The 26865-nt window shown below is 70.0% G+C and carries 19 protein-coding genes; 8 read left to right on the forward strand and 11 right to left on the reverse strand.

All coding sequences use genetic code 11. The annotated features are described in order from the left end of the window. Positions 1–173: 173 nt before the first annotated feature. Entirely contained in the window at positions 174–1445 is a 1272-nt protein-coding gene (locus tag SSP08S_RS54725; RefSeq protein WP_019066005.1) for a glycosyltransferase 87 family protein, read from the forward strand. A gap of 68 nt (positions 1446–1513) precedes the next feature. Further along, entirely contained in the window at positions 1514–2494 is a 981-nt protein-coding gene (galE, locus tag SSP08S_RS02550; RefSeq protein ID WP_019066006.1) for a UDP-glucose 4-epimerase GalE, read from the forward strand. A 62-nt stretch (positions 2495–2556) separates the two neighbouring features. Here the strand turns inward: galE and SSP08S_RS02555 are convergent, their stop codons facing one another. Beyond that, positions 2557–3183 (reverse strand): TetR/AcrR family transcriptional regulator, encoded by a 627-nt coding sequence (locus SSP08S_RS02555; RefSeq protein WP_026178125.1) that lies wholly within the window; start codon positions 3181–3183, stop codon positions 2557–2559. Positions 3184–3507: 324 nt separating this feature from the next. On the opposite strand from SSP08S_RS02555, the gene SSP08S_RS02560 reads away from it, so the two are divergent. After that, on the forward strand, positions 3508–4425 hold the full coding sequence (locus SSP08S_RS02560) for an ABC transporter permease (protein ID WP_019066008.1): 918 nt from the start codon (positions 3508–3510) through the stop codon (positions 4423–4425). After that, positions 4418–5275, forward strand: coding sequence for an ABC transporter ATP-binding protein (locus SSP08S_RS02565; RefSeq protein WP_019066009.1), 858 nt, complete (start codon positions 4418–4420; stop codon positions 5273–5275). The genes SSP08S_RS02560 and SSP08S_RS02565 overlap by 8 nt, the downstream gene beginning before the upstream one ends. On the opposite strand, the gene SSP08S_RS02570 is transcribed toward SSP08S_RS02565, so the two are convergent. Beyond that, positions 5272–5727 carry a GtrA family protein gene (locus tag SSP08S_RS02570; RefSeq protein WP_019066010.1) on the reverse strand — a complete coding sequence of 152 codons (456 nt, stop codon included), beginning with the start codon at positions 5725–5727 and terminating at the stop codon, positions 5272–5274. The genes SSP08S_RS02565 and SSP08S_RS02570 overlap by 4 nt on opposite strands. Before the next feature lie 136 nt (positions 5728–5863). Continuing rightward, positions 5864–10795, reverse strand: coding sequence for an NAD-glutamate dehydrogenase (locus SSP08S_RS02575; RefSeq protein ID WP_019066011.1), 4932 nt, complete (start codon positions 10793–10795; stop codon positions 5864–5866). 601 nt (positions 10796–11396) lie between these two features. Here SSP08S_RS02575 and SSP08S_RS02580 point away from each other — a divergent pair. Then, complete coding sequence (locus tag SSP08S_RS02580; RefSeq protein ID WP_019066012.1) at positions 11397–11963, forward strand: DJ-1/PfpI family protein; 567 nt, start codon at positions 11397–11399, stop codon at positions 11961–11963. Between the two features lie 96 nt (positions 11964–12059). Here SSP08S_RS02580 and SSP08S_RS02585 read toward each other — a convergent pair whose 3' ends face one another. Together SSP08S_RS02585 and SSP08S_RS02590 are read right to left on the reverse strand one after the other, a co-directional pair. After that, on the reverse strand, positions 12060–12725 hold the full coding sequence (locus SSP08S_RS02585; RefSeq protein WP_019066013.1) for an HAD family hydrolase: 666 nt from the start codon (positions 12723–12725) through the stop codon (positions 12060–12062). Positions 12726–12833: 108 nt separating this feature from the next. Beyond that, complete coding sequence (locus tag SSP08S_RS02590; RefSeq protein WP_019066014.1) at positions 12834–13349, reverse strand: DUF6912 family protein; 516 nt, start codon at positions 13347–13349, stop codon at positions 12834–12836. A gap of 804 nt (positions 13350–14153) precedes the next feature. Here SSP08S_RS02590 and SSP08S_RS64425 point away from each other — a divergent pair. Further along, positions 14154–14534, forward strand: coding sequence for an Rv3235 family protein (locus tag SSP08S_RS64425; RefSeq protein ID WP_019066015.1), 381 nt, complete (start codon positions 14154–14156; stop codon positions 14532–14534). A gap of 210 nt (positions 14535–14744) precedes the next feature. Here SSP08S_RS64425 and secA read toward each other — a convergent pair whose 3' ends face one another. Then, complete coding sequence (gene secA / locus SSP08S_RS02600; protein ID WP_019066016.1) at positions 14745–17561, reverse strand: preprotein translocase subunit SecA; 2817 nt, start codon at positions 17559–17561, stop codon at positions 14745–14747. A 268-nt stretch (positions 17562–17829) separates the two neighbouring features. On the opposite strand from secA, the gene SSP08S_RS02605 reads away from it, so the two are divergent. Together SSP08S_RS02605 and SSP08S_RS02610 are read left to right on the forward strand one after the other, a co-directional pair. Next, a complete protein-coding gene (locus SSP08S_RS02605; protein WP_019066017.1) occupies positions 17830–18399 on the forward strand; it encodes a GNAT family N-acetyltransferase in 570 nt (189 codons plus the stop codon). A 58-nt stretch (positions 18400–18457) separates the two neighbouring features. Further along, positions 18458–19633, forward strand: a complete 1176-nt coding sequence (locus tag SSP08S_RS02610; RefSeq protein WP_019066018.1) for a winged helix-turn-helix domain-containing protein — start codon at positions 18458–18460, stop codon at positions 19631–19633. A 3-nt stretch (positions 19634–19636) separates the two neighbouring features. On the opposite strand, the gene SSP08S_RS02615 is transcribed toward SSP08S_RS02610, so the two are convergent. The 5 genes from SSP08S_RS02615 to mtrB all read right to left on the reverse strand — a co-directional run bounded on the left by SSP08S_RS02615 (position 19637) and on the right by mtrB (position 26865). Next, positions 19637–20380 carry a response regulator gene (locus SSP08S_RS02615; RefSeq protein WP_026178126.1) on the reverse strand — a complete coding sequence of 248 codons (744 nt, stop codon included), beginning with the start codon at positions 20378–20380 and terminating at the stop codon, positions 19637–19639. 205 nt (positions 20381–20585) lie between these two features. After that, on the reverse strand, positions 20586–21278 hold the full coding sequence (gene hpf, locus SSP08S_RS02620) for a ribosome hibernation-promoting factor, HPF/YfiA family (protein WP_019066020.1): 693 nt from the start codon (positions 21276–21278) through the stop codon (positions 20586–20588). A gap of 312 nt (positions 21279–21590) precedes the next feature. Continuing rightward, positions 21591–22709: a hypothetical protein gene (locus tag SSP08S_RS02625; RefSeq protein ID WP_026178127.1), complete on the reverse strand. Its 1119-nt coding sequence runs from the start codon at positions 22707–22709 to the stop codon at positions 21591–21593. A 243-nt stretch (positions 22710–22952) separates the two neighbouring features. Further along, the gene (locus SSP08S_RS02630) at positions 22953–24791 is read right to left on the reverse strand and encodes an LpqB family beta-propeller domain-containing protein (RefSeq protein WP_026178128.1); all 1839 of its coding nucleotides are present in this window, start codon (positions 24789–24791) and stop codon (positions 22953–22955) included. Beyond that, on the reverse strand, positions 24781–26865 hold the full coding sequence (gene mtrB / locus SSP08S_RS02635) for an MtrAB system histidine kinase MtrB (protein ID WP_019066023.1): 2085 nt from the start codon (positions 26863–26865) through the stop codon (positions 24781–24783). The genes SSP08S_RS02630 and mtrB overlap by 11 nt, the downstream gene beginning before the upstream one ends.

Genomic DNA, 26865 nt, shown 5'->3' on the forward strand with positions numbered 1-26865 from the left:
GGCCACCGGCACGACGACGGCCACGACCTCCGCACGCGTCCGTCGCCCGTACCCGTACTCACCCTCGCCTTGGCTTTCCACCTGGCCGATTTTGTACTGTAAGCGGGCTCTTACCAACGATTGACGGTGTATTAGCATTCATGCGGCATTCACCCGGCTTACGATCCGCTGTGATGAACGCCGTCCGCAGACACCGCCTCCCCGCCCTCACGCTCGCCTGGCTCGCCACCCGCGCCGGAATGCTGCTCCTCCTCACGTACAACGGCCTGCCCCTGCTCGGCCGGGGCGCGGTCGCCCGGGAGGTGTGGCGCCTCTACTACCACTGGTACGGGGTGCTGTCGCAGGGCGCGTTCCCGGCCAACGACCACCTGTGGCAGTACCCGCCGGGCGCAGGACCGATCCTGCTGGCCCCGGCGCTGCTGCCGGACCTGACGTACTTCCAGGCGTTCGTCGCCTTCACCCTCGCCGCCGACGCGCTGATCACCGTGGTGCTGACCCGCGCGGGCACCCGCCCCGGTCACAGCCTGCGCGGCGCCGCCTACTGGATCGTCTGTCTCCCCCTCCTCCTGGACATGCCGCTCGTCCGCTACGACGTGCAGGTCACGGCGTTCGCCGTCATCTCCCTGTTGACGTTGTCGCGCTCCACGCGCGCGTGCGGCGCGTTCGCGGCGCTGGGCGCGCTGGTGAAGGTGTGGCCGGCGCTGGTGCTGCTGGGGGTGCCGAGGGGGCGGGCTACACGGTCGGTGTGGTCGTGGGCGGTGGGGGCGGGGGTCTTGTCGCTCATGATGCTCGTAGCCTTGTTCAACAATCCTTTCGCCTTCTTGCGCCAACAGGGCGGCAGAGGCGTACAGATCGAGTCACTGGGCGGCACGCTCCTCGGCCTGGCGACCCACGCCGGCTGGCCGGGCCGGGCTCGCTACCAGTACGGCGCGATGGAGTTCACGGGACCGCACGTCGCCGCCGTCGCCGACGCCTCCCTCGCGCTCACGGCGGTCGCCTTCGGGTTCCTGCTGCTGTGGCGGATCCGGGCCCGCCGCTGGACCGACGCGACCCCCTACGACGCCGCGCTGAGCGCCGTCCTGCTGTTCACCGTCACCAGCCGGGTGATCAGCCCCCAGTACATGATCTGGCTGCTCGGCCTGGCCGCCGTCTGCCTGACCTCCCGGCACACCGTGCAGCGCCCGGTGGCGGCACTGATCGTGGCGGCGACCGCGATCAGCTCCGTCGAGTTCCCCGCCCTGTACGGGGACGTCATCCACAGCACGTGGACGGGCTGCGCGCTGATGGTCGTACGCAACGGTCTGCTGGCCGCCGCGGCCGTCCTCTCCTTCGTCCGTCTGTGGCGGTCGTCGAGGGCGGTTCCGGCGACCCCGCACGCGCGCGTGCGGCCCGCCGGCCCGCACGGGGAGTCCCAGCAGTTGACCGCGGCACACTCCGGCGCCTGATTGACTGAGGCCCGGGGAGCGTGAGGGACGCGCCTCCAGTGATCGAGTGACGGAGGGGACTGCCGCACATGACCTGGCTGATCACCGGCGGAGCCGGCTACATCGGGGCGCACGTCGTGAGGGCGATGACCGAGGCGGGCGAACAGACCGTCGTCTACGACGACCTGTCCACCGGCATCGCCGCGCGCGTGCCCGACGGCGTGCCCCTGGTGCAGGGTTCGGTCCTGGACGCGGAACTAGTGGCCCGCACCCTCGCCGACCAGGACGTCACCGGAGTCGTCCACCTCGCGGCGAAGAAGCAGGTCGGCGAGTCGGTCGACCGGCCGCTGCACTACTACCGGGAGAACGTCGAGGGCCTGCGCGTCCTCCTGGAGGCGGTGACCACGGCCGGCGTCCCGTCCTTCGTGTTCTCGTCCTCGGCGGCCGTCTACGGCATGCCGGACGTGGAGCTGGTCACCGAGGAGACGCCGTGCGTGCCCATGTCGCCGTACGGCGAGACGAAGCTGGCGGGTGAGTGGCTGGTCCGCGCCACGGGCCGCGCGACCGGCCTGTCCACGGCCTCCCTGCGCTACTTCAACGTGGCCGGGGCCGCAAGCCCCGAACTCGCGGACACGGGCGTCTTCAACATCGTCCCCATGGTCTTCGAGAAGCTGACCGAGAACGCGCCCCCGCGCATCTTCGGCGACGACTACGCCACCCCGGACGGCACCTGCGTCCGCGACTACATCCACGTCGTCGACCTGGCCGAGGCCCACGTCGCCGCGGCCCGCGCCCTCCAGGCCTCCCCCGGCCGCGCCCTCACCCTCAACATCGGCCGCGGGGAAGGCGTTTCGGTCCGCGAGATGATCGACAACATCAACGCGATCACCGGCTACGACCGCCCCCCGACCGTCCACCCCCGCCGCCCCGGCGACCCGGCCCGCGTCGTCGCCTCCGCCGACCGCATCACCACCGAACTGGGCTGGAAGGCCAAGCACGACGTCCAGGACATGATCACGTCGGCGTGGGAGGGGTGGGTGCGGCTGCATCCGGGGGCGGCGCGGTCCTGACGTTCTCGAGGGGTTGAGGGGCTGGTTTTCGCAGAGTTTCCGTCGCGCTGTGCGGCGCAGCCCTAAAGCGCCTTCAGCCCCTCCGTGGTGGCCCGGGCCAGCGCCCCCAGGTACCCCTTCGGCAGCTTCGGGCTGCGGATCACCACGGCGCGCCAGTACAGGGGGCCGGAGATCAGGTCCAGGGCCAGGTCCTCGTCCATGCCGGGGCCGATCTCGCCCCGGCGTTCCGCCGCCGCGAGGATCTTGCTGGCCACGCCCTCCTGGCCCTCGCGCAACGCCTTCTGCATGGCGTCGGCGATCTCCGGGTTCCGGGCCGCCTCGGCCTGGAGGTCCGGGATGATCTGCGAGGCCACCGGGTGGCGCAGGGCCCGCGACGTCACCTCGTACAGCATCCGGAGGTCACCCTCCAGGGAACCGGTGTCCGGCGTCGGCAGCCCCATCACCGCGATCGCCGACACGACGTCGAGCACCAGGTGCAGCTTCGAACGCCAGCGGCGGTACACCGCCGTCTTGCCCACCCCGGCGCGGCGCGCGATCCCCTCGATCGACATCCGGGCATACCCGACCGCCGCCAGCTCCTCGAAGACCGCCGCGCGGATGGCTTCGGTCACATCCTCGCGGAGTACGGCCGCCCCGGCGGGGGTCCGGCGGCGCTGACGTGTTGTGGGCTCGTCGGCGTTCGTCGTCATAGCCCAAGCATAGGGGCGTTGCGACGAAACGGTTGCGTTCCGACGCGGGTGGGGCGCGTCGCGACGAAACGGACCCGTCGCGCCCGGCACGTACCGATGCAACAGGCCCGTCCCGGCGCAAACCCAGCGACCCTAACGACCCGATCACATCCGTGACGACGAAACGGTTGCGTTCCGACGCCGAATCGGCCTACGCTCACGTTGCGACGATACGGTCCCGTCCCGACGTAAGAGAACGTAAAGAGAACCGTAAGGAAACGCCGGGCGACGGGACACCGCAGCCGGACGCACGCATTCCCCTCCCCCCGAGCGAAAGCAGCGGATGTGAGCCAGGTCCTCCACACACCGCCCCAATCGCCGGCCCCGGCCGACGAAGACGACCTCGCGGCGCTCGCCGCCCGCCACGGCCTCACGGTCAGTGGCGCCCGCCCCTCCCTGCCCGAGTACGTCCGGCAGTTGTGGGAGCGGCGCCACTTCATCACCGCGTTCGCCACCGCCAAGCTGACCGCGCAGTACAGCCAGGCCAAGCTGGGCCAGGTCTGGCAGGTGATGACGCCGCTGTTGAACGCGGCGGTGTACTACTTCATCTTCGGTGTGCTGCTGGGCACCAAGAAGCATGTGCCGGACTACATCCCGTTCCTGGTGACGGGCGTGTTCATCTGGACGTTCACGCAGAGTTCGATCATGGCGGGCACCCGCGCGATCTCCGGCAACCTCGGCCTGGTCCGGGCGCTGCACTTCCCGCGGGCCGCGCTGCCGATCTCGTTCGCGCTGCAGCAGCTCCAGCAGCTGCTGTTCTCGATGGCCGCGCTCATCGTCATCCTGATCTGCTTCGGCGTGCCGATCAGCGTCTCCTGGCTGCTCGTGATCCCCGCGCTGTTCCTGCAGTTCACGTTCAACGCGGGCGTCTCGATGGTCATGGCGCGGATGGGCGCCAAGACCCCGGACATCGCCCAGCTGATGCCGTTCATCCTGCGCACCTGGATGTACCTGTCCGGTGTCATGTGGAGCATCGACAAGCTGACCAAGGCCGACGACCTGCCCCACGCGGTCGTGATCGCCCTGGAGACCAACCCGGCGGCCGTCTACATCGACCTCATGCGCTACGCGCTGATCGACAGCTTCCACTCCAGCCAGCTCCCCCCGCACGTGTGGGCGGCGGCGACGGGCTGGGCGCTGCTCGCCGGCGTCGGCGGCTTCATCTACTTCTGGAAGGCTGAGGAGACGTACGGCCGTGGCTGAGCAGACCATCGAGTACCACACCGAGCGGACCCCCGTGGCCGCCGACAGCACCATCCCCACCGTCGTCTGCGACGGCGTCGACATCATCTACCGGGTCAACGGAACCGGCGCCGGACGCGGCTCCGCGACCGCCGCCCTCAACCGCATGCTGCGCCGCGAGAAGGCCGAGAAGGCGGCTGGCGTGCGCAAGGTGCACGCGGTCAAGAAGGTGTCCTTCGTCGCCTACAAGGGCGAGGCGATCGGGCTCATCGGCACGAACGGTTCGGGCAAGTCGACCCTGCTCAAGGCGGTCGCGGGCCTGCTCCCGGTCGAGAACGGCCGTATCTACACGCACGGCCAGCCCTCCCTCCTCGGCGTCAACGCGGCGCTGATGGGCGACCTGACCGGTGAGCGCAACGTCTATCTCGGCGGCCTGGCCATGGGCATGACCCGGGAACAGGTCAAGGAGCGCTACCAGGGCATCGTCGACTTCTCCGGGATCAACGAGAAGGGCGACTTCATCACGCTCCCCATGCGGACGTACTCCTCCGGCATGGGCGCCCGGCTGCGGTTCTCCATCGCCGCCGCCAAGGACCACGACGTCCTCCTCATCGACGAGGCGCTGGCCACCGGTGACCGGTCGTTCCAGCGGCGTTCGGAGGAGCGGATCCGCGAGCTGCGGCAGCACGCGGGCACGGTCTTCCTGGTGAGCCACAACAACAAGTCGATCCGCGACACCTGCGACCGCGTGCTGTGGCTGGAGCGCGGCGAGCTGCGGATGGACGGGCCGACCGAAGAGGTCCTGGAGGCCTACGAGGCCTTCACGGGCGGCGCCGACAAGCCCAAGGCACCGGCGGACAAGGCCGCCTAAAGCTCCTCGTCCTGGAACACCCACGTGCGGTAGACCAGGAAGCGGAACGCGGACGCGAGCACGATCGACAGGGCCTTCACGGCATTCGCCCCGAGCGAACCGTGGAGGCCCAGCCCGTGGTAGCCGACGTAGAAGAGGCCGCTCTCCATGAGCACGCCGATGCCGCTGAAGGCGAAGAACAGCGCGATACGGCGGGCGCCGGGGGCCTCGCGGTCGCGGTAGGTGTAGTAGCGGAAGCCGAGGTAGTTGGCGCCCATGGCGACGCAGCTGGCCAGGACGGTCGCGAGCATCGCGGGCCAGCGCAGGCCGTGCAGCAGGGCGTTGAAGACCGCGAAGTTGACGAGAACGCCGCTGCCGCCGACGATCCCGAATTTCACGACTTCCAGGACGACCTTCCGCACCGGCCGTACGGGGGCGGTGGTCGCGCGTTCCTCGGTGAGGTTGAGAGTCACATCATCAGGCTTAGCGGGGCTGAGTAAGCGCTTCCCCTGATTACCCCTAAGGCACCCCATGAAAAGGCGCCCCGAGCCATCGCGGCCCGGGGCGCCTGTGTCCGTCGTAGGGACTACGACGAGACGGTCGTAGGGACTACGAATGCGTCCTCAGCAGGGTGCGCATCGTCCGCATCGCCACCGACAGGTTGGCGAGGTCGAACATCTCCGAGCCCTGGATCTCGTCCAGGGTGGTGCGGGCGCGGCCGAGGATGGCGGTGTTCTTCTTCTCCCAGGCGGTGAAGCGCTGCTCGGGGGTCGAGGTGCCGTTGCCCGCCGTGAGGATGTCGGCGGTCAGGGCGGCGTGGGCCGCGTACAGGTCCTCGCGGATGGAGGCGCGGGCCATGGACTGCCAGCGGTCCGCGCGGGGCAGCTCGATGATGCGGTCCATGAGCTGGGTGATGTGCAGACGGTCGGCGAGGTCGTAGTAGACCTCGGCGACGTCCATCGGGTCCTTGCCCGTGCGGTCGGCCACCGAGACGATGTCGAGCGCCGGGAAGGCGGAGGAGAAGCCGGCCACGCGGGTGGCGAGTTCGGCGGGGACGCCGGCGCCGGTCAGCTCGTCGTAGATCTGCTGGTACCACTCCAGGTCCGCGCCGCGCAGCAGCTTGGGCAGCTGGGACCAGACCTGCTCGACGCGTTCGCCGAAGAACTCGACGGTCTCGGCGAGCTGGAGCGGCTGCGGCCGGTTGTTGAGCAGCCAGCGGGTGCCGCGCTCGCACAGGCGGCGCGAGTGCAGGCGGATACGGGTCTGGACGGGCGCCTCGACGGTGTTGTCGAGGGCCTCGACGCCGTCCCACACCTCGGCCGCGTGGAAGATCGCGCGGGCCGCGGTCTGCGCCCGGACGATCTCCTCCAGGGAGGCCCCGGTCTCCTCGCGGAGGCGGTGCAGGAAGCTCGTACCGCCGGTGTTGACCGTGTCGTTGACGAGGACCGTGGTGACGATCTCGCGGTGCAGCGCGTGGGTGTCGATCTGCTCGGCGAACTTCTCGCGCAGCGCGGTCGGGAAGTAGGCGTGCAGCAGGGTGCGCAGGTAGGGGTCGTCGGGGAGCGTGGTGTGCAGCAGCTCGTCGGCGACCGTGATCTTCGTGTACGCCAGCAGGACCGCCGTCTCGGGACTGGTCAACCCCTGTCCCTGGGCGAGGCGTTCGCGGATCTGGCGGTCGGTGGGCAGGAACTCCAGGGCCCGGTCGAGGTGGCCCTCGCGGACCAGGGTGCGCATGAAGCGCTGCTGGGCGTGGAGCATGTCCTTGGACTGGGCGAGGGCGTTGGCGATCGCGGTGTTCTGCGCGTAGTTGTTGCGCAGGACGAGCGCGCCGACCTCGTCGGTCATCTCGGCGAGGATCTTGTTGCGCTGCTTGACGGTCATGTCGCCGTCGGTGACCAGGCCGTTGAGCAGGATCTTGATGTTCACCTCGTGGTCGGAGGTGTCCACGCCCGCGCTGTTGTCGATGGCATCGGTGTTGATCTTGCCGCCCTGCTGGGCGAACTCGATCCGGCCGAGCTGGGTCAGGCCCAGGTTGCCGCCCTCGCCGACGACCTTGACGCGCAGGTCGGCGCCGTCGACGCGGATCGCGTCGTTGGCCTTGTCGCCGACGTCCGCGTGGGACTCGGTGCTGGCCTTGACGTACGTCCCGATGCCGCCGTTCCACAGCAGGTCGACCCGCGACTTGAGGATCGCCTTCATCAGGTCGGCCGGTGTCATCTTGGCGACCTTGTCCTCGATGCCGAGGGCCTCGCGGACGTGTGCGTTGACCGGGATCGCCTTGGCCGTACGCGGGAAGACGCCGCCACCGGTCGACAGCAGGTCGGTGTTGTAGTCGGCCCAGCTGGAGCGCGGGAGCTCGAACATGCGGCGGCGCTCGGCGTACGAGACGGCCGCGTCCGGGGTGGGGTCGAGGAAGATGTGCCGGTGGTCGAAGGCGGCGACCAGGCGGATGTGCTCGCTGAGCAGCATGCCGTTGCCGAACACGTCACCGGACATGTCACCGACGCCGACGACCGTGAAGTCCTCGGTCTGTGTGTCGACGCCCAGCTCCCGGAAGTGCCGCTTGACGGACTCCCAGGCACCGCGCGCGGTGATGCCCATCTTCTTGTGGTCGTAGCCCGCGCTGCCGCCGGAGGCGAAGGCGTCGCCGAGCCAGAAGTTGTAGCTCTCGGCGACTCCGTTGGCGATGTCCGAGAAGGTCGCGGTGCCCTTGTCGGCGGCGACCACCAGGTAGGTGTCGTCCTCGTCGTGCCGGACCACGTCCGCCGGGGGGACGACCTCGCCGGCCACCAGGTTGTCGGTGATGTCGAGCAGGGCCGAGATGAACATCTTGTAGCTGGCGATGCCCTCGGCCAGCCACGCGTCCCGGTCCACGCTCGGGTCCGGCAGCTGCTTGGCGACGAAGCCGCCCTTGGCGCCGACCGGCACGATGACGGTGTTCTTCACCATCTGCGCCTTGACCAGGCCGAGGATCTCCGTACGGAAGTCCTCGCGCCGGTCCGACCAGCGCAGCCCGCCGCGCGCGACCTTGCCGAAGCGCAGGTGCACGCCCTCGACGCGCGGCGAGTACACCCAGATCTCGTACGCCGGCCGCGGCGCGGGCAGGTCCGGGATGGCCTGCGGGTCGAACTTCATCGAGACGTACGCGTGCGCGTGCCCGCCGAGCGCTTCCTGGAAGAAGTTGGTGCGCAGGGTCGCCTTGATGACGGTCAGGAAGGACCGCAGGATGCGGTCCTCGTCGAGGCTCGCCACCTGGTCGAGCGCCGCGTCGACCTCTTCGAGGAGGGCGTCGACGATCTCGCGCCCGGCGCGCTGCCGGTCCGGCGACATCCGCGCCTCGAACAGGGAGACGAGCAGCCGGGTGGTGTGGACGTTGTTGCGGAGGGTGTCCTCCATGTAGTCCTGGCTGAAGGTCGAACCGGCCTGCCGCAGGTACTTGGCGTACGCCCGCAGCACCATCGCCTGCCGCCAGTCGATCCCGGCGCTCAGCACCAGCGCGTTGAAGCCGTCGTTCTCCGCCTGCCCGGTCCAGGTCGCGGCGAACGCCTCCTGGAACCGCTCGCGCCCGTCGTCACCGAGGTAATCCCCGTTGCCGTTCGGCGACTTGGGCATCCGCAGCCCGAAGTCGTAGATCCACGCGGTCGTACGGTCCGAGCAGCGCAGTTCGTACGGCCGCTCGTCGACGACCTCGACGCCGAGACGGCTGAGGACCGGCAGCACGGCGGAGAGGGAGACCGAGGCGCCCTTGCGGTAGATCTTGAAGCGGCGCTCGTCGGGGGCGGCGCCCACCGGCTCGTAGAGGCTGAGCGCGAAGGCCTGCTCCTCGGTGAGCTGTTCGAGGTGGACCAGGTCGGCTACGGCGGCGCGCGGGGTGTGGTCGGCCTTGTAGCCCTCGGGGAAGGCGTTGCCGTAGCTGCGCAGCAGTTCGGCGGCGCGCTCCTCGCCGCACTCGGCGTTCAGTGCCTCGCCGAAGCCGTCGGCCCAGGAGCGGGCGGCCTCGACCAGGCGGGCCTCGATGCGGTCCTTGTCGGCGTCGGACAGCTCGGGCAGTTCGGTGCCCTGCGGGACGCGGACCACGAAGTGCAGCCGGGACAGGATCGACTCGGTGTTCCAGGCGGTGAAGTCGACGCTGGTGCCGTCGAGCTCTTCTTTAAGGATGTCGATGATTCGGAGGCGTACGCCCGTGGTGTAGCGGTCGCGCGGGAGGTAGACGAGGGCCGAGTAGTAGCGGCCGTACTCGTCCTGGCGCAGGTAGAGGCGCAGCCGGCGGCGTTCCTGGAGGTAGAGCACGGACGTGACGATCGAGCGGAGTTCGTCGACCGGGGTCTGGAACAGCTCGTCGCGCGGGTACGTCTCCAGGATCTGCAGCAGGTCGCGCCCGTCGTGGCTGTTGGGCGAGAAGCCGGCGCCCTCCAGCACCTCGTCGACCGTGCGCCGGATCACCGGGACCCGGCGGACCGACTCGGTGTAGGCGGCGGAGGAGAACAGGCCCAGGAAACGGCGCTCGCCGACGACCTCGCCGTTCTCGTCGAACTTCTTCACACCCACGTAGTCGAGGTACGACGGCCGGTGCACCGTGGAGCGGCTGTTGGCCTTCGTCAGGACGAGGAGCTTGTGCTCGCGGGCCTTGGCGCGGGCGTCGGCCGGGAGTCGCTCGAAGGACGGGCTCACGGGGTGGTGGTCCTCGCCCGCGTGCTGCGGGTCGGAGCGCAGGATGCCGAGGCCGGTGCCGGGGACCGCGGCCAGCGAGTCGTCCTCGCGGAGTTGGTACTCGCGGTAGCCGAGGAAGGTGAAGTGGTCGGCGGCCAGCCAGCGCAGCAGCTCGCGGGCCTCGCCGACCTCGCTGGAGGGCAGGTCGGAGGCGGTCGGCTCGGCGGGCAGCTCGTCGGCCATCCGCAGCGCCAGGTCGCGCATCTTCTCCCAGTCCTCGACGGCCTCGCGGACGTCGGACAGGACGCGCAGCAGGTCGGCGGTGATCTGCTTCAGGTCGGCGCGGTCGGTCTCGCGGTCGATCTGGACGTGGATCCAGGACTCGGTGTGCGCGTCGTGCGGCAGCTCGCCGGCGGGCGGGTTGGTGAGCACCTCGATGAGCTTGCCGGTGAGGTCGCGGCGGACGACGACCTGCGGGTGGATCACGACGTGGATGCCGCGGCTCTGGCGGGTCAGTTCGTTGGTCACGGAGTCGACGAGGAAGGGCATGTCGTCGGTGACGACCTCGACGACGGTGTGGCTGCACGTCCAGCCGTTCTCCTCGACCGTCGGGGTGTGCACCCGAACGTTGGCCGTGCCCTGGGGTCGGGTCTCGGCCAGCCGGTAGTGGGAGTAAGCGGCGCCGAAGACGTCGACCGGGTCGCGGTCGGCGAGGTCCTCCGGGGCGGTGTGCAGGTAGTAGCGCTGGAGGAACGCGAGCACGGTGTCCCGGTCCGGGGTGCTCTCGTCCGTCTTCCCGGTCGGTAGGTGCCCCCCGACCGGGCTGTTCTCAGCTACCCGGGCAGCCCGTTCGAGCAGCTCGGCCTTGGCTTCGTCCAGCTTGGTCTGCATTGTCCTCTGGCTCCTGTCGCGCGCCGTTGCGTGACGTAGAAGGAAGTTCGATGTCTTCCCCTGCGGCTCGACGCCACGGCCCGGGGTGTCCGGTCTGCTCAGACGCTATGCCGCAAGGTGAGATGAGCGGTGGGTTATCAGCCATTTTCGGCACGCCCGAAGGGTGTGACGCTGCTCTCTGCCGCGCCGGTACCCGGGGTGTGCACGGCGTCCTGGGAGCCCTTGGAGCTCCGTCCCGCCCGCGCGGACCTGTGGGACAGGCCCTGGGACCAGCGACCGCCGCCCGGTCACGGATGTCGTCCGTGGTCGCCGGGCGCGGAGCAGGGGCGACGATGCCCCCGCGAAATATCGCGCTGATCACGCCACAAGGCTATCGCTCCTCACCGGGGGCTCGTCACGAGCCGGATGTGTACAAAACAGAGGGTGGAACTTTGACGTTATGCACAGGGGCGTAGAGAGTGAAATCGTCGTATTCACGGGCAGTCGGGACGGTGCCGGTGTCCGCGCGACGAGGGCCCTTGGCAAGCGCTCCGGCGCGCGGGACGTTGCCTCACGACGTCCGACGCGGACGCATGCCACGGCCACAGAGGAGCGCACCGACATGACAGCGAAGATCCTCATCGTCACCGGCGACGCAGCGGAGTCGCTGGAGGTCCTCTACCCCTACCAGCGCCTGCGCGAGGAGGGCTACGAGGTCCATATCGCGGCCCCCGAGCGCAAGCAGCTCCGCTTCGTCGTCCACGACTTCGAACCCGGCTTCGACACGTACACCGAGAAGCCCGGCTACACCTGGCCCGCCGATCTCGCCTTCTCCGAGGTCGATCCCGGCCAGTACGCGGCCCTCGTCATCCCCGGCGGGCGGGCCCCCGAGTACCTCCGCAACGATCCCGAACTCCGCAAGATCCTCAAGTCCTTCTTCGACACGGACAAGCCCGTGGCCCAGATCTGCCACGGCCCCCTGCTCACCGCCGCGATCGACGGCCTGCGCGGCCGGCGCGTCACGGCCTACCCCGCCCTCGAACTCGACATGCAGTCCGCCGGCGCGACCTTCCAGGACGCCGAGACCGTCGTCGACGGCACGCTGGTCTCCGCCCGCGCGTGGCCGGATCACTCCGGCTGGATGCGGGAGTTCCTCACGGTGCTGCGGGCGAAGGCGCCGGTGACGTGAGCCCCCGGGGCGCGGTGTCTCCTGGGGCGCGGTGTCCCTTGAGTCGCCGGGTTTGTGGAGGCGCCGTGCCCCGTGCCCCCGGTCTGCGAGTCGCCGTTACGCCGCCAGCCGCTCCGCCTCCGCGACGGCCTCCGCGAGCGAGTCCACCACCGGCACGCCGACCACTTCGAGGCTGGCTCGGCTGTGCGAACCGCCGGTGTACAGCACGGCCCGCGCCCCCACGTGCAGGGCGGCCACGGCGTCGTCGGCCGCGTCGCCTATCACCACGGTGCGCGCGGGGTCCACGTCTGCCAGCGCCTCGAGGTGCCGCACCATGTGCTCGGCCTTGCTGCCGCCGGAGGGCCCGGTGCGCCCGTCGACCCGCATGAAGTGCGGCTCTATCCCGAACTCCCGCACCAGCGGGACGAGTTCGTCATGGACGTACATGCTGAGGATCGACTGACTGCGCCCCGCCGTCCGCCAGCCCGCGAGCAAGTCGGCCGCGCCCTCGGTCAGCCCGCAGACGACCCGGTGCTCGGCGTAGTACCGGTGGAAGGTGTCGTCCATGACCTCCCACTCGGCGTCGGTGGGCAGCCGTCCGAGCAGCCGCTCGTAGAACTTCGGCACCGGCACGCAGTACAGCGTCCGGTACTCCTCCATCGTGATCGCCTTGAGCCCCAGCTCGGCGAACGCCGCGTTCGTCGCCCCGATGATCGCGTCATTGTCGTGGAACAGCGTGCCGTTCCAGTCCCAGACGATGTGCGCGTTTGCTTGCATCCCCATGCCAAAAACGTACCCGCCACCACTGACAATCAAGAGAACCGCAGGTCAACGGCCATCTCCGGCCGGCTGACCGGCGCCGCACGGACGCCGGACGGACGCCGGACGGGCTCAGTCCGCCAGCCCGACGAGGTTCGGGATCTCCTGCGTCGCGTACCAGAGCAGCTCGTGGTCCTCGGCGCCGTCCACGACGAACTGCGCGTCGTCGTCCCCGCGGTCCGCCGCCGGGAGCGCGTCGGCCGCGGCGCTCACGTCGTTCTCCGCGTCGCCCAGATCCACGTGCACGGCCGCAGCCTTGGCCAGCGCCACGGTTCTGGTCACCCGCACCTCGCCGAGGGCCGCCGGGTCGAGTCCGCGGTCGGGGTCGGCGTGCGCCGCGCCGTCGGGTACGTCGACGGCGACCACGACCCGCCGCCGCGGCGCGTCGGCGTCGGCCGCCAGCAGCCGCAGCGAGGCCAGCGCGGCCCGGTTCAGCGCCGCGTACTCCAACTCCTCGATGTCGTCGGAGAGATACCACTCGCGCAGCGCGGGCGTGACGGCGTACGCGACGAAGGGTCCCGTCCCCAGCTCACCCGTCTTGTACGCCTCGGCGAGACCGGGGAGGGTCAGGGGGACGTAGACGCGCATGGCTGACCGCTTTCGTAGTCGGAGAGTGCCTCGCGGAGGACGGTGCGATGCCTCCGGGAGGGCCTCCAGGATACGTGCGCGCGTCCCCCATCGAGTCCCCACCCGCACCACTGGAGACGTCCACCCCACGCCGGAAATTCACCCGGGGCACCCCTGCGCTGATGGGCTTTGAGGCCCACCAATCACTCGGATAAGTGAACAATCCGGCCCCTCCGACCCGCCCCACCACGTCCTTGCCGTCGTCGCCCCCGGCCCCGTACAAGATCCCCAACCAGCAAGTTACTTCCCGGTACATCCCGGGCCGACGACACGGGGACCCCCATGCACAAGGTCATGACCAGGACCGCCCAGCACACCCCGACCCGCCCGCCGACCCGCCGCGACCCACGCCGCCCGGGCACGGCCTCGCCGCGCGGACAGGGCGGGGGCACGTCTCGTACGACGACCGGCCAGGCCCTGCCGATCGCACCTGACGCCGTCGGGGACTCGCTTCTCACGACGCCCGGAACCGAGGCGACCCGCACCGCCTCCGCCTCCACAACGGCAGGCCGGAGCACTGCCCGCACGGCCCCCGGGGACGGCCGCCCACCGGCCGCTCCGGGCCGCAGCCCTCGTACGCCGTCGGCGGGCCGGAGCGGGGCACGCACGTCTCCCGCAGCCACGTCGGGCCAGGGCTCAGCTCGTACCACGCCCACGGTCGCGTCCGGCCGGGGCTCGGCACCGACCGCTCTCGCACCGGCGCCAGGTCGCAGCGCAGCCCCTGCTGCGCCAACTCCCGCCGCTGGCCGGGCCGTACCCCGCACCATGCCCGCCCAGGCCGCCCCCGGCCGCGTTCCGCAGCCCCGCCCCACCGATCTCTTCGCCGACCGTCTCCTCGCCGTGCTGAGCGGCCAGCGGCCCGTCCACTGGATGCTCCGGCACACCGCCGGCCGCGCCTACGACGAGCTGATCCGGCTCGCCGAACACGGCCCCCTGCGCGCCACCCGGGGCACCCGCCCGGTGGTCCGCGACATCGGCTACTACGTCGCCCGCCCCGGCGCCGTGGAGGCCTTCGCCCGGATCAGCGCCGGTGACCAGGTACGGGCGATGGCCTTCCGGCTGGAACGGGGCGCGGACCTCCGCTGGCGCTGCACGGCGGTGGAACTGGGCGGGCCGCGCGCTCCGCACAGCCTGGACGACGACTGAGGAGGGCTCGCGCGGCCGACGGTAGTTGACGGGTGGGGGACGCCCGCCGCAGCCCGTGCGCACGCACGCGCACGCAGAAGGGCCGGGCACCTTTACGATGCCCGGCCCTTCAAGGTCCTTCGAGGCCTCCGCGGTCATTCACCAGGGAGCGGCCCCGACAGCTCGGCCCCTCACCCGGAGACGCTCGTCACCGAACTCGCGGAGCGGCCGTCACTTCTTGCGACGGCTGCCCCGGCGCCCCTGCTTGCGGCGCTCCGCGCGCGTGAGGCCGTCCGCCTCGGAGCGCACCGGCTCGTCGTCGCTGGTGAAGTCGCCCTCGACGATGCCGCCCTCGCCGTCCACGCTGGGCGCGGAGAAGTGCAGCCGGTCCGGCCGCTGCGGTGCGTCGAGCCCCTTGGCGCGGATCTCGGGACGGGCGCTCGCCTGCGCGGGAACCGTGTCCTCCTTGTCGAGGGACGTCGGCTGCGCGTCCTCGACGGGGACCTCCTCGACCTGCTGCTCGACCTGGACCTCCAGGTTGAACAGGTAGCCGACGGACTCCTCCTTGATGCCGTCCATCATGGCGGTGAACATGTCGAAGCCCTCGCGCTGGTACTCGACCAGGGGGTCCTTCTGGGCCATCGCGCGCAGGCCGATGCCCTCCTGGAGGTAGTCCATCTCGTAGAGGTGCTCGCGCCACTTGCGGTCCAGGACCGACAGCACGACCCGGCGCTCCAGCTCACGCATGATCTCGGAGCCGAGCTGCTCCTCGCGGCCCGAGTACTGCTCGTGGATGTCGTCCTTGATGGACTCGGAGATGAACTCGGCGGTCAGACCGGCCCGGTCCCCGGCCGCCTCCTCCAGCTCCTCCACGGTGACCTTCACCGGGTAGAGCTGCTTGAACGCGCCCCACAGCCGGTCGAGGTCCCAGTCCTCCGGGAAGCCCTCGGTGGTCTCCGCGGTGATGTACGCGTCGATCGTGTCGTCCATGAAGTGCACGACCTGGTCCTGCAGGTCCTCGCCCTCCAGGACACGGCGGCGCTCGCCGTAGATGACCTCGCGCTGCCGGTTGAGGACCTCGTCGTACTTGAGGACGTTCTTGCGGGTCTCGAAGTTCTGCTGCTCGACCTGCGACTGGGCGGACGCGATCGCGCGGGTGACCATCTTGTTCTCGATCGGCACGTCGTCCGGGACGTTCGCCATGGACATCACGCGCTCGACCATCTGGGCCTTGAACAGCCGCATCAGGTCGTCGCCGAGGGAGAGGTAGAAGCGGGACTCGCCCGGGTCGCCCTGACGGCCGGAGCGACCGCGCAGCTGGTTGTCGATACGGCGCGACTCGTGCCGCTCGGTGCCGAGGACGTAGAGGCCGCCGAGGTCCTTGACCTCCTCGAACTCGTCCTTGACCGCCTGCTCGGCGTTCTCCAGGGCGGCGGGCAGGGCCTGCGCCCACTCCTCGATGTGCTCCTCGGGGTCGAGGCCGCGCTGGCGCAGCTCCGCCTCGGCGAGGTCGTCGGGGTTGCCGCCGAGCTTGATGTCCGTACCGCGGCCGGCCATGTTGGTGGCGACCGTCACGGCGCCCTTGCGGCCGGCCTGGGCGATGATCGGCGCCTCACGGTCGTGCTGCTTGGCGTTCAGCACCTCGTGCTGGATGCCGCGCTTGGCGAGCTGCTGCGAGAGGTACTCGGACTTCTCGACCGACGTCGTACCGACGAGGATCGGCTGGCCCTTCTCGTGCTTCTCGGCGATGTCGTCGACGACCGCCTCGAACTTCGCGACCTCGGTGCGGTAGATCAGGTCGGACTGGTCCTTGCGGACCATCGGCCGGTTGGTCGGGATCGGGACGACGCCGAGCTTGTAGATCTGGTGGAACTCGGCGGCCTCGGTCATCGCCGTACCGGTCATGCCGGAGAGCTTGCCGTAGAGGCGGAAGAAGTTCTGGAGGGTGATCGTGGCGAGTGTCTGGTTCTCGTCCTTGATGTCCACCCCTTCCTTCGCCTCGATCGCCTGGTGCATGCCCTCGTTGTAGCGGCGGCCGGCGAGGATACGGCCGGTGTGCTCGTCGACGATCATGACCTCGCCGTCGATGACGACGTAGTCCTTGTCCTTCTTGAAGAGCTCCTTCGCCTTGATGGCGTTGTTCAGGTAGCCCACCAGCGGGGTGTTCACCGACTCGTAGAGGTTGTCGATGCCCAGCCAGTCCTCGACCTTGGAGACGCCGCCCTCGTGGATGGCGACCGTGCGCTTCTTCTCGTCGACGTCGTAGTCGCCGGTCTCCTCCAGGCCCTTGAGCGGGTTGCCGGCCTCGCCCTTCTTCAGGCGGGTGACCAGCTTGGCGAAGTCGCCGTACCACTTGGTGGCCTGGTCGGCCGGGCCGGAGATGATCAGCGGTGTACGGGCCTCGTCGATGAGGATCGAGTCGACCTCGTCGACGATCGCGAAGTTGTGGCCGCGCTGCACCAGTTCGTCCTTCGACCACGCCATGTTGTCGCGCAGGTAGTCGAAGCCGAACTCGTTGTTCGTGCCGTAGGTGATGTCGCACGCGTACTGCTCGCGGCGCTGGGCCGGGGTCATGTTGGCGAGGATGCAGCCGACCTCGAGGCCCAGGAACTTGTGGACGCGCCCCATCATCTCGGAGTCGCGCTCGGCCAGGTAGTCGTTGACCGTGATGAGGTGGACGCCGTCCCCGGAGAGGGCGTTCAGATACGCGGGCAGGGTGCCGACCAGGGTCTTGCCCTCGCCGGTCTTCATCTCGGCGACGTAGCCGAGGTGCAGCGCGGCGCCGCCCATCATCTGCACGTCGTAGTGGCGCTGGCCGAGGACGCGCTTGGCGGCCTCGCGCACGGTGGCGAACGCCTCGGGGAGCAGGTCGTCCAGGGTCTCACCATCGGCGTAGCGCTGCTTGTACTCCTCGGTGAGGGCCTTCAGCTCGGCGTCGGAGAGGTCGACGAAGTCCTCTTCGATGGAGTTGACCTGGTCCGCGATGCGGTGCAGCTTGCGCAGGATCTTGCCTTCGCCTGCACGCATGATCTTCGAGAGGACGGACACGGGGGTTGGTCTCCTTGCCGGTCGGGCCTGGGACGGTCGGTTTCCAATGACATGGCTGAGCAACGGCCATCGTATGCGAGGACCCCGCCACGCCGGGAGCCTGCCGGGGACGCCGACCGTCCACTACTTCAAAAACGCTTCAAAGGGGACAACGGCCGGGAGTCGCCGATGGTGCCGCGTCGTTCCGAGGAATTGCGCGAAATGTGATCACTCGCTCACGCAGCGCAAAAGCATGGCGTCCTTGTGCGCCCCCGAGCAGAATCGGCCGATGGAACCCGTCACGCTCACGACCGACCGCCTCGTCCTGCGCAGCGTCGGCCCACAGGACACCGATGTCGTGTATTCCGCCGCCCAGGACCCCGAGATCCAGCGCTGGACGACGATCCCCTCGCCCTACCTCCCGGAGCACGCGCGGAGTTTCACCGAGCAGCTGGCGCCTGAGGGCTGGGCGAACTGTTCGATGTTCACCTTCGGTGTCTTTCTCCCCGAAGGGGAGCTCGTCGGCATGCTCGGCATCACGATGCGCTCCCTGGGCGTCGGCGAGGTCGGCTTCTGGGCCACCAAGGAGTACCGCGGCAACGGCTACATCACGGAGGCCACCGTCGCCGTCTCCCGCTGGGCCTTCACCCGGCTCTCGATCGACCGCGTGGAATGGCGCGCGGAGGTCGGCAACAAGGGCTCCCGCGCGGTGGCCGAACACGCCGGCTTCACCATCGAGGGCACTCTCCGCTCCGCGATCAACAACAAGGGCGTACGACGGGACTGCTGGGTCGCCTCCCTGCTCCCCTCGGACCTGGGCCTGCCCTCGACCGCGCCGTACCTGCCCGCGCAGCCGTAGAGCGGTAAATCCACAGGTCAGCACGGGTTGTCAGTGGCACCCTCTATCGTGCGGAGACATGACGAGTGCCCCGCGCCCCACGACCGACCTGTCGGCAGCCGACGCCCGCCGCATCGCCCTGCGCGCACAGGGTTTCCTCGGCGCCCCCGACCGCCGCGCGGGCGTGCGCGGCGTGCTCCGCCATCTCGGCGCGGTCCAGCTCGACACCATCTCGGTCCTCGCCCGCTCCCACGAACTCATCCCGTACGCCCGCCTCGGCGCCGTCCCCCGCAGGACGGTCGAGGACGCGTACTGGACCCAGACGCACGCCTTCGAGTACTGGTCCCACGCGGCCTGCATCCTCCCCGTCGAGGAGTGGCCCCACTTCGCCTTCCGCCGCCGCGCCTACCGCAGCCGGCCGCACTGGAACCACGACCTCCCCGACGGCACCTACGACCAGGTGATCAAGCAGCTCCGCGCCGAAGGCCCCCTCACCTCCACCGAGTTGGGCGGCGCCAAGCGCACCAGCGAGTGGTGGGACTGGTCCGGCGCCAAGGTCGCCGTGGAGCGCGCGCTCATGTACGGCGAGGTGGTGTGCGTGGAGCGCCGCGGCTGGAAGCGGGTGTACGACCTCGCCGAGCGCGCGATCCCGGAACCGCTGCTGCACGACGAGCTGGATGACACCGAGTGCCTCCGTCGCCTGGTCCGGCTGGCGGGCCAGTCACTGGGCGTCGGCACGCGCGCGGACATCGCCGACTACCACCGCCTCAAGGGCGAGCAGGTCGACGCGGTGATCGCCGACTCGGGCCTGGTCCCGGTCACGGTGGAGGGCTGGGGCAAGCCGGCCTGGGCCGACCCGGCGGCCCTGGAGACGGCCCCGCGCGGTCGGCACCGCACCACGCTCCTGTCACCGTTCGACTCCCTGATCTGGGAGCGGGCCCGCACGGAGCGGATCTTCGGCTTCACCCACCGCCTGGAGGCCTACGTCCCCAAACCGAAGCGGATCCACGGCTACTTCGCGATGCCGGTCCTCGCCGGCGGCCAGTTGGTCGGCCGCGTCGACCCGGCGCGGGAGGGCCGCACTCTGGTGGCCAAGCAGGTCACCCTGGACGGCGCGAAGGCCGTCCCGTCCGTGGCGCAGGCTCTGGTCGAGGCCGCGAGCTGGGTGGACTGCACGGACGTACGCGTGGAGCGGGTCGACGCGCCCGAGCTGCGCGCGCCCCTCGCCGGAGAGCTCCTGCGCCTGCTGGCGTGAGGGTCACCGGATTTCGAGGATCTTCTCCCGCATCGCGTAGACGACGGCCTCCATCCTGGAGTGCAGCTGCAGCTTCTCCAGGATGTTGCGCACATGGTTCTTCACGGTGTTCTCGGAGATGAACAACTGCTTGGCGATATCGCGGTTGTTCATACCGGTGGCGACGAGTTTGAGAACCTCCAGCTCACGGTCGGTGAGCCGCGGCGCCGGCACCAATCGGCGCTCGTCGGTGCGCTGGATCATCGACTTGAACTCGGTGAGCAGCTTCGACGCCATGGAGGGGCTGATCTGCGACTGTCCGTCGGCCACCGCGCGAATGGCGGTGGCCACCTCGTCGGTCGAGATCTCCTTGAGGAGATATCCCGTCGCGCCCGCCTTGATCGCGTCGTAGAGATCGGCCTCTTCGTCACTGATCGTCAGCATGATGATCTTCGCGCTCGGTGCCACTTCCTTGATGGAGGTGCACGCCTCGATCCCGCCCCGCTTCGGCATCCGTACGTCCATCAGCACGATGTCCGGCAGCAGGTCCGCGGCCTTGTCCACCGCCTCGGCGCCGTCGCCCGCCTCGCCGACGACCTGGATGTCCTCCTCGGCCGCCAGCACGATCTCCAGGCCTCGGCGGAAGAGGGCGTGGTCGTCCACGACAAGGACTCTGATCGGCTCCTTGCGTGTCGAGCCCGCTTCCGGGCCCATGGCGACGACGCCATCGGCATCCTCGACATGCATCGGTCCAAAGCTGTCCGCCATCGTTCCTCCCCCTGAAGGCTGTGGCCTGTGGTCCTGCGCCATCGCCAACCCAAGGCAGCGGCCCACCGGTTGGGCCCTGTGCGGCCATGATTCCATGCCCGGGCGACAGTGCGGTCACGGAGCGGGGCGCGAAGTGGTCGCACACCGGTGCCCCTGGGGGCGCACACACGCTCCAGGGGCACCGGCTCAGCTGTCGCCGGGTGGGTCAGCCGCCCAACGTGCCGCCCGCCGCGGGCGGTTGCGCCTGGGTCACCATCGGGTCCGTGCTGAGGTGGATGACGCCGTAGTCGTAGGCGTGCCGTCGGTAGACGACACTCGGTTCCTTGGTCTCGGAGTCGACGAACAGGTAGAAGTCGTGTCCGACCAGTTCCATCTCGTAGAGGGCCTGGTCGAGGGACATCGGGGAAGCGACGTGGGTCTTCTCGCGGACGATGAGGGGGCCTTCGCCCTTCACTTCCAGCGAGCCGATCTTCTTGGTGGGCACGCCGTCCGACTGCTCGTCGGGGGCGGCGTGGCCGTTGCCGTTGAGCGTCGCCGCGCCCGGGACGTGGTCGGGGACCTCGGCGGCCGTGAGCCGACGGGCACCGCGGCGCGTGTGACGCTTGTCGTGCTGCTTGCGCAGCCGGGCATCCAGCTTCTCCGCCGCGAGGTCGAGCGCCGCGTACGGATCGTTGGCCGATGCCTCCGCCCGGATCACCGGACCGCGGGAGCGGAGCGTGATCTCCACCCGGTCGCAACGGTCGGCCTGTCGGGGGTTGGGCTCCTTGGACACCTCGACGTCGAGGCTGATCACCTTGCCGTCGAGCTTCTGGATCTTCTCCAGCTTCAGCTTCTCGGCCACGTGCTTGCGGAACCGCTCGGGCACCTCGGTCTTGCGGCCCTTGACGACGATGTCCACGCAGAACTCCGTTCCCGGATCACTCCGCTTCGCTGCGGAGCGTCTCCCTTTTGCACCAAGTTCCGGTCACCCCGGAACCTCGGACTCGGTGACTTCCACCTCCTCCTCCCCCATGGGCAAGATCTCCACCCCATGGCCGCGGCGATTGCAGAAAACCCGCGGCACGGCATTCGGATAGGAGAGGTGCGGCCTGCGCCTTTCTCTCACAACCGAACATATCTCGCCCGGACGGATGTCGTCACCCTCTACCGCGGCGTACCTCCGTTCAGGTGAATTGGTCCTGTCATAACCTGCAACGACGCAAGTTTGCAGTCAGTTCCGGTTTATTTCGAAGGAATCTGGCGACGCCGCGATCACGGCTGCGCAGATCAGGTCACCGGGACCGTTCACACCCACGATTCCCGGTGCACTGAGTGCCATCTGTCGCCCCTTCTCCTTTGCTGCCAGCATCTGTTCCCCTCTGCCTTCCCGGGACACACCCGCGTACACAGCCGTAGTTGCTCCAACTGCTCCTCCTGGTCCCTCGCGGGTGATCGCCTCACGCACGGCACGCGCCGCCTCCCGCAACGAGGCCCCCGTCGTCATCAGGTCGTCGACGAGCACGACCGGACCGCCGACCAGCAACCGGGCACCACCCGCGACCACCTCCAGAGCACCGGCGAGATTGTCCAGCCGCTGCCGGGAGTTGAGCCCCGACTGGTCGGCCACCCACCGCCGCTGCCGCAGCACGGCCACCACCCGGGCCGGCGTCCCGCTCCGCCGCAACTCCCCCGCCGCCGCGAGAGCGATCCGCCGCGCCGGATCATGCCCACGAGCCCGCACCACGCTGCGCGCGGAGGGCACGGGAATGAGCAACACCGGTGCCTCGACAACGCCCCTCCGGAACAGGGCGTCGCCTACGACGGTCCCGTGTCGCCCCGCAGGTGCCCGCCGTGCTCCCACGAGTGCCTGTCGCGCCCCTACTGCTGGCCCCTCAGCCCAGTCGTCCCACTCGCCCTCCTCTCCCAGCCCACCGAATCCCGGCACCCAGTCCCCGTCGAACCCCGCCGAACCTCCACCCCACTCCGCCGAACTCCCGCGCTGACCCGCCAACCCCCCGTCCTGCCCCGTCACAGCCCCACGACCCCGCACCCGGCACTCCCGGAGCCCCACCCGCACAGCGCCCGCGAGAGCCGCGCCCAGTGGCCCCGTGAGGGCCAGTGAGCCCCGTTCCTTGTGGGCGAGGAGCATCGCGCGCACCTCGTCCGCGTAAGGAGCCGCCGCATACGTCGCCGGCAGCCCGGACGGCTCGGGCACCGGTCGTACCCGGCTCGGTACGGCCCCGCTCAGGGCGGCACGGCACTCAGGGCAGAGCACCGTGCGAGGCGTCCCGCAGCCTCCGCACTCGGCCGGCAGCACCAGATCCGTGAGGTCCCGCCACCACCCCCGCATGGCCACCACTGTGCCAAGGCCCTCGTCGACCGGCCACCCCTGTGGACAACCGCCGGACACCCGCCTGTGGACAACTCCGCGCAACCGCCGCCAGCCGTCCCCCACACGAGTGCGACCCCACCCCGGAACACGCGAACGGCCGCCTCCTGCCGAGCCTCAGCCCGACCGAAGACGGCCGCTCCTCACGTATTCAACCCAGCCCAACTGGCAAGCACCTCAACCCAGTTGGACCAACAATCACCCTCACCCCGGATAAACCGGAGCCGACCCCGTCTTGACCACCTTCTGCCACTGCGCCCCGGTGGGCAGCCGTACGATCCCGTCCTCCGAGAAGGCCACCAGCGGCAACTTGTCGTCCTCGGACGCGGCGATCTCCTTCACGCCGGTCAGGGCCGTGGGCGCCGGGCCCTCCGGGGTGGAGCCGTCGACCTGGACGTACCGCATCTGCTGCACGCCGCCCTGCGCGCGCCCGACCACCACGAGCCGACTGTCCCCGGCCCACGACATGGCCGTGATCTCCTCCAGGTCCGGGGTCGCGGACCGCAGTTCGAGGACCGAGACCACAGGCTGCTCCCCGGTCGCGCCGCTCCGCTGGATCCGCCCGATCTGCAGGGACCGCTTGCCGTTCTTCTCGACGACGAGCGCGATCCGCACCCCGTCGGCCGCCACCCGGACCGACTCGATCCGGCCGTCCAGCCCCAGGGTGTCGACCGCGATCGGCTGGCCGGCGCCCTGCTGCAGCAGAAGCAGCCGGGGGTTGTTCGGGTCCCGGTCGGCCACCCAGAGGTCGCCCTGCACATCCCAGCTGGGAGCCGTCAGCCGGTCGTCCGCCGTCTTGCCCTGACTGGTCAGCACGGGGTCCCCGAGGGACGCGCCCGACACCATCGACCCGACGTAGAGCGACTTCCCGTCGAGGCTGACCCCGGCCCCGCGCTCCTCGTCGCGCGACACCGCCACCGATCCCAGCGGCTTGGTGCCCTCGCCCAGCGGACCCGGCACCGCCTCGGTGTGGGTGCCCCTGCTGCCGCCGGGTATCCGCACCACCCGGTGCTTGTCGTCGAGGAAGTACAGGTACACGGGGTGGTTCACCGGGCCGCGTGTCACGAGGGACTCCGCGTTGTTCTCGGAGTACACGCACAGCTGTGCGCCGTTGGCGGCCTGCAGCTCGACCTCGTCCACCGTGGGGGTCATGGTGTGCAGCGTGTAGAGGATCTGGGTCGCCATCTCATTGCACCGGGCCAGCCCCACCCGCGAGGCCTTCTGGTTCAACGGCACGGTCAGCTTGTTCTGGTCGTCGGGGGTCAGCGAGGTGACCCCCTTGCGCAGGGCCGTCCCGGTGGGGAAGCTCGACCTGACCACGGGCCCGAGCCAGCTGGTGGGCCCGTCGAGGAGCGAACGCACCATCTGCGTCATGGGGTCCACCCGCCGCCGTACGAACACGGGGTCCGCCACGGCGATCGGCTGCGTGGTCGTCCCGGCCGTCGTGTTCGACGCGAAGTAGTACTTGTTGACCGACATGTAGTTGCGCTGGAAGTCCGAGCTGCCCATGACGACGCCCTGGGGCAGCCCGTCGATGCGCCACTGCCCGCTCTTCGCGTCCTTCGCCAGATGCACCCGCTGGCTGTACTGCCCGTCCGCCGGCGAGTACGCCTGCTGCGAGTCCACCGTGGCGACCCGGGCACCGGTCAGTGCGTACGTGAAGGCGTCGCTGTCCTCCCGGCCGCCGGGAGGATGGACGACCTCCGTGCTCGGCCCGTCGGCGAGCACCGTGGTGGACGCCTCCGGCTGCCAGTTCCGCGCCGCCTTGGCGGTCAGGTACAGGCGTGCCGTCTTGTAGGTCGGATCGTCGCTGGTCAGCGCCTCCAGGAAGCCCTGCACGATCTCCGCCTGCGTCGCGTCCTCCCGGGGAGGCATCGCGAAAACCCGCACCTGGGTGTCCTGCCGCGGCGTCGACTCGACACCCCGGAGGTCCCCGCTGTCCGGCATCGAGGCACATCCCGCCAGCACTACGACGCCACACACGACGTACGCCGCCGCGCGTGCCGGCTTTCGCCGGGCGCCCCCTTCGCGGTCAGCGCCCACGAGATGCCTCCCCCTGCTTGTTCGATTCTTCCGGCACGACGCCCGGGTCCGTACCGGGCGCGGTGTCGCTCCGGGGCGCGTCCGCCGTCGGCCGGTCCTCCTGGCGCCGGGTGCCGCCGGTCGGCCGGGGCACCACGCGCGCGCCGTTGCCGGGCAGCGCCGTCGGGTCCGCTGTCGCGGTCGTGGCGGTCAGCCTCGGCGCGATCGGGGTCCGCGCGGATATCGGCGATCCCTGGTCACCCATCGGCTGCACCGGGACCGTCGCCCGCTTGTCGCCGCCCCCGCTCGGCAGACCGGCGTCATTAAGTCCACGATTACGGCGTGAGTCCTTGGGCTCCAGGGGTATCGGCGAACCCCGCAGCGGTTCGTCGGCGGTCCTCGGCAGCGTCAGCCGGAACTGCGAACCGCCGCCCGGCTCACCCCACGCCTGCAGCCAACCGCCGTGCAGTCGCGCGTCCTCCAGGGCGATGGACAGCCCCAGACCCGTACCACCGGTGGTACGCGCGCGTGCCGGGTCCGCCCGCCAGAAGCGGCTGAACACCCGGGTCGCCTCGCCGGGCTTGAGCCCCACCCCGTAGTCGCGCACCGCGATGGCGACCGCCCCGCCCGCGGTGGCGAGCTTGACTATGACGTCCTTGCCCTCGCCGTGCTCCACGGCGTTGACGACGAGATTGCGCAGCACCCGCTCCACCCGCCGGGCATCGGCCTCGGCGACCACGGGCTGCTGGTCGCCGACGACGCGTATCTGCGTGCCCTTGCGCTCGGCGAGCGGCTCGGCCCCGCTGATGACCCGCCGTACGACCTCCCTGAGGTCTATCGCCTCGGCCTCCAGAGCCGCCGCTCCCGCGTCGAAGCGGCTGATCTCCAGCAGGTCGGCGAGCAGCGTCTCGAACCGGTCCAGCTGGTCGGCCAGCAGTTCGGCCGACCGCGCGGTCATCGGATCGAAGTCCACGCGCGCGTCATGGATGACATCGGCCGCCATACGCACGGTCGTCAACGGCGTCCGCAGCTCGTGCGACACGTCGGACACGAACCGGCGCTGCATCCGCGACAGGTCCTCCAGCTGCTGGATCTTCAGCTGGAGGTTCTGCGCCATCTTGTTGAAGGCCTCGCCGAGCCGCGCGATGTCGTCCTCGCCGGTGACCTTCATCCGCTCCTGGAGGCGCCCGGCGGACAGCCGCTCGGCGATTCCGGCGGCCATCCGCACCGGCGTGACGACCTGCCGCACCACGAGCCACGCGATGGCCCCGAGGAGTACGACGACGAAGAGCCCGGCCGTCGCCAGCGTCCCCTTGACCAGGCTGAGCGACTTCTCCTCCTGGGTGAGCGGGAAGAGGTAGTACAGCTGGTACGGATTGTTGTTCGGGTCGTTGACCTGCTTGCCGACGACCAGCGCGGGCTGGGACTCCTTGCCGTTGCTGTAGATGATCCGGGTGTAGCTCTGGGCCGCCGAGGTGTTGTCGTTGACGCGGGCGCGCAGGGCTTCGGGCACGCTGGCGGACGGGTCGACGTACCCGGAACCGCGCGGGCTGCGACCGGCGCCGCTGTCCGCGCCCGCCGGCAGCGTCACCACGTCGAAGGCTCCCTGACCGCCGCTGGACAGCGACGACACGAGGTCGCTCATCCAGGAGATGACGTTCTGCGGGGAGCTGCCGCCGGTCGCGGAGCCGTCGTCGGCGGTCCCGGTGGCCGCCTCGTCGGCCCGCTGCTTGGCCACGGCGAACCCACCCGTGGCCTGGCTCTGCGAGGCCTTCACCTTGGCGTCCAGCAGGCCGTTGCGCACCTGGCCGATGACGACGAAGCCCAGCAGCAGGACGACGCCCAGCGACATCAGCAGCGTGGTGACGACGACCTTGAGCTGGATGTTGCGCCGCCACAGCCGCATGACCGGCAGCAGCGGCCGACGGACCCAGCGCATGAACAGGCGGAGGACCGGGCTGCCCTGGACCCCGCCCTGCAGCAGCCCGCCCTCCAGCAGGCGTGCCCAGCGGGAGCCCGCCGCCGTCCGGCCGACAGGCCGCCCCGCGCGGGCCCCGGTCCCCCCGGGTGCCGAAGCGGCACTGTCCCTGGACAT

The sequence above is a fragment of the Streptomyces hokutonensis genome (assembly GCF_000376565.1).
Classification (GTDB): domain Bacteria; phylum Actinomycetota; class Actinomycetes; order Streptomycetales; family Streptomycetaceae; genus Streptomyces; species Streptomyces hokutonensis.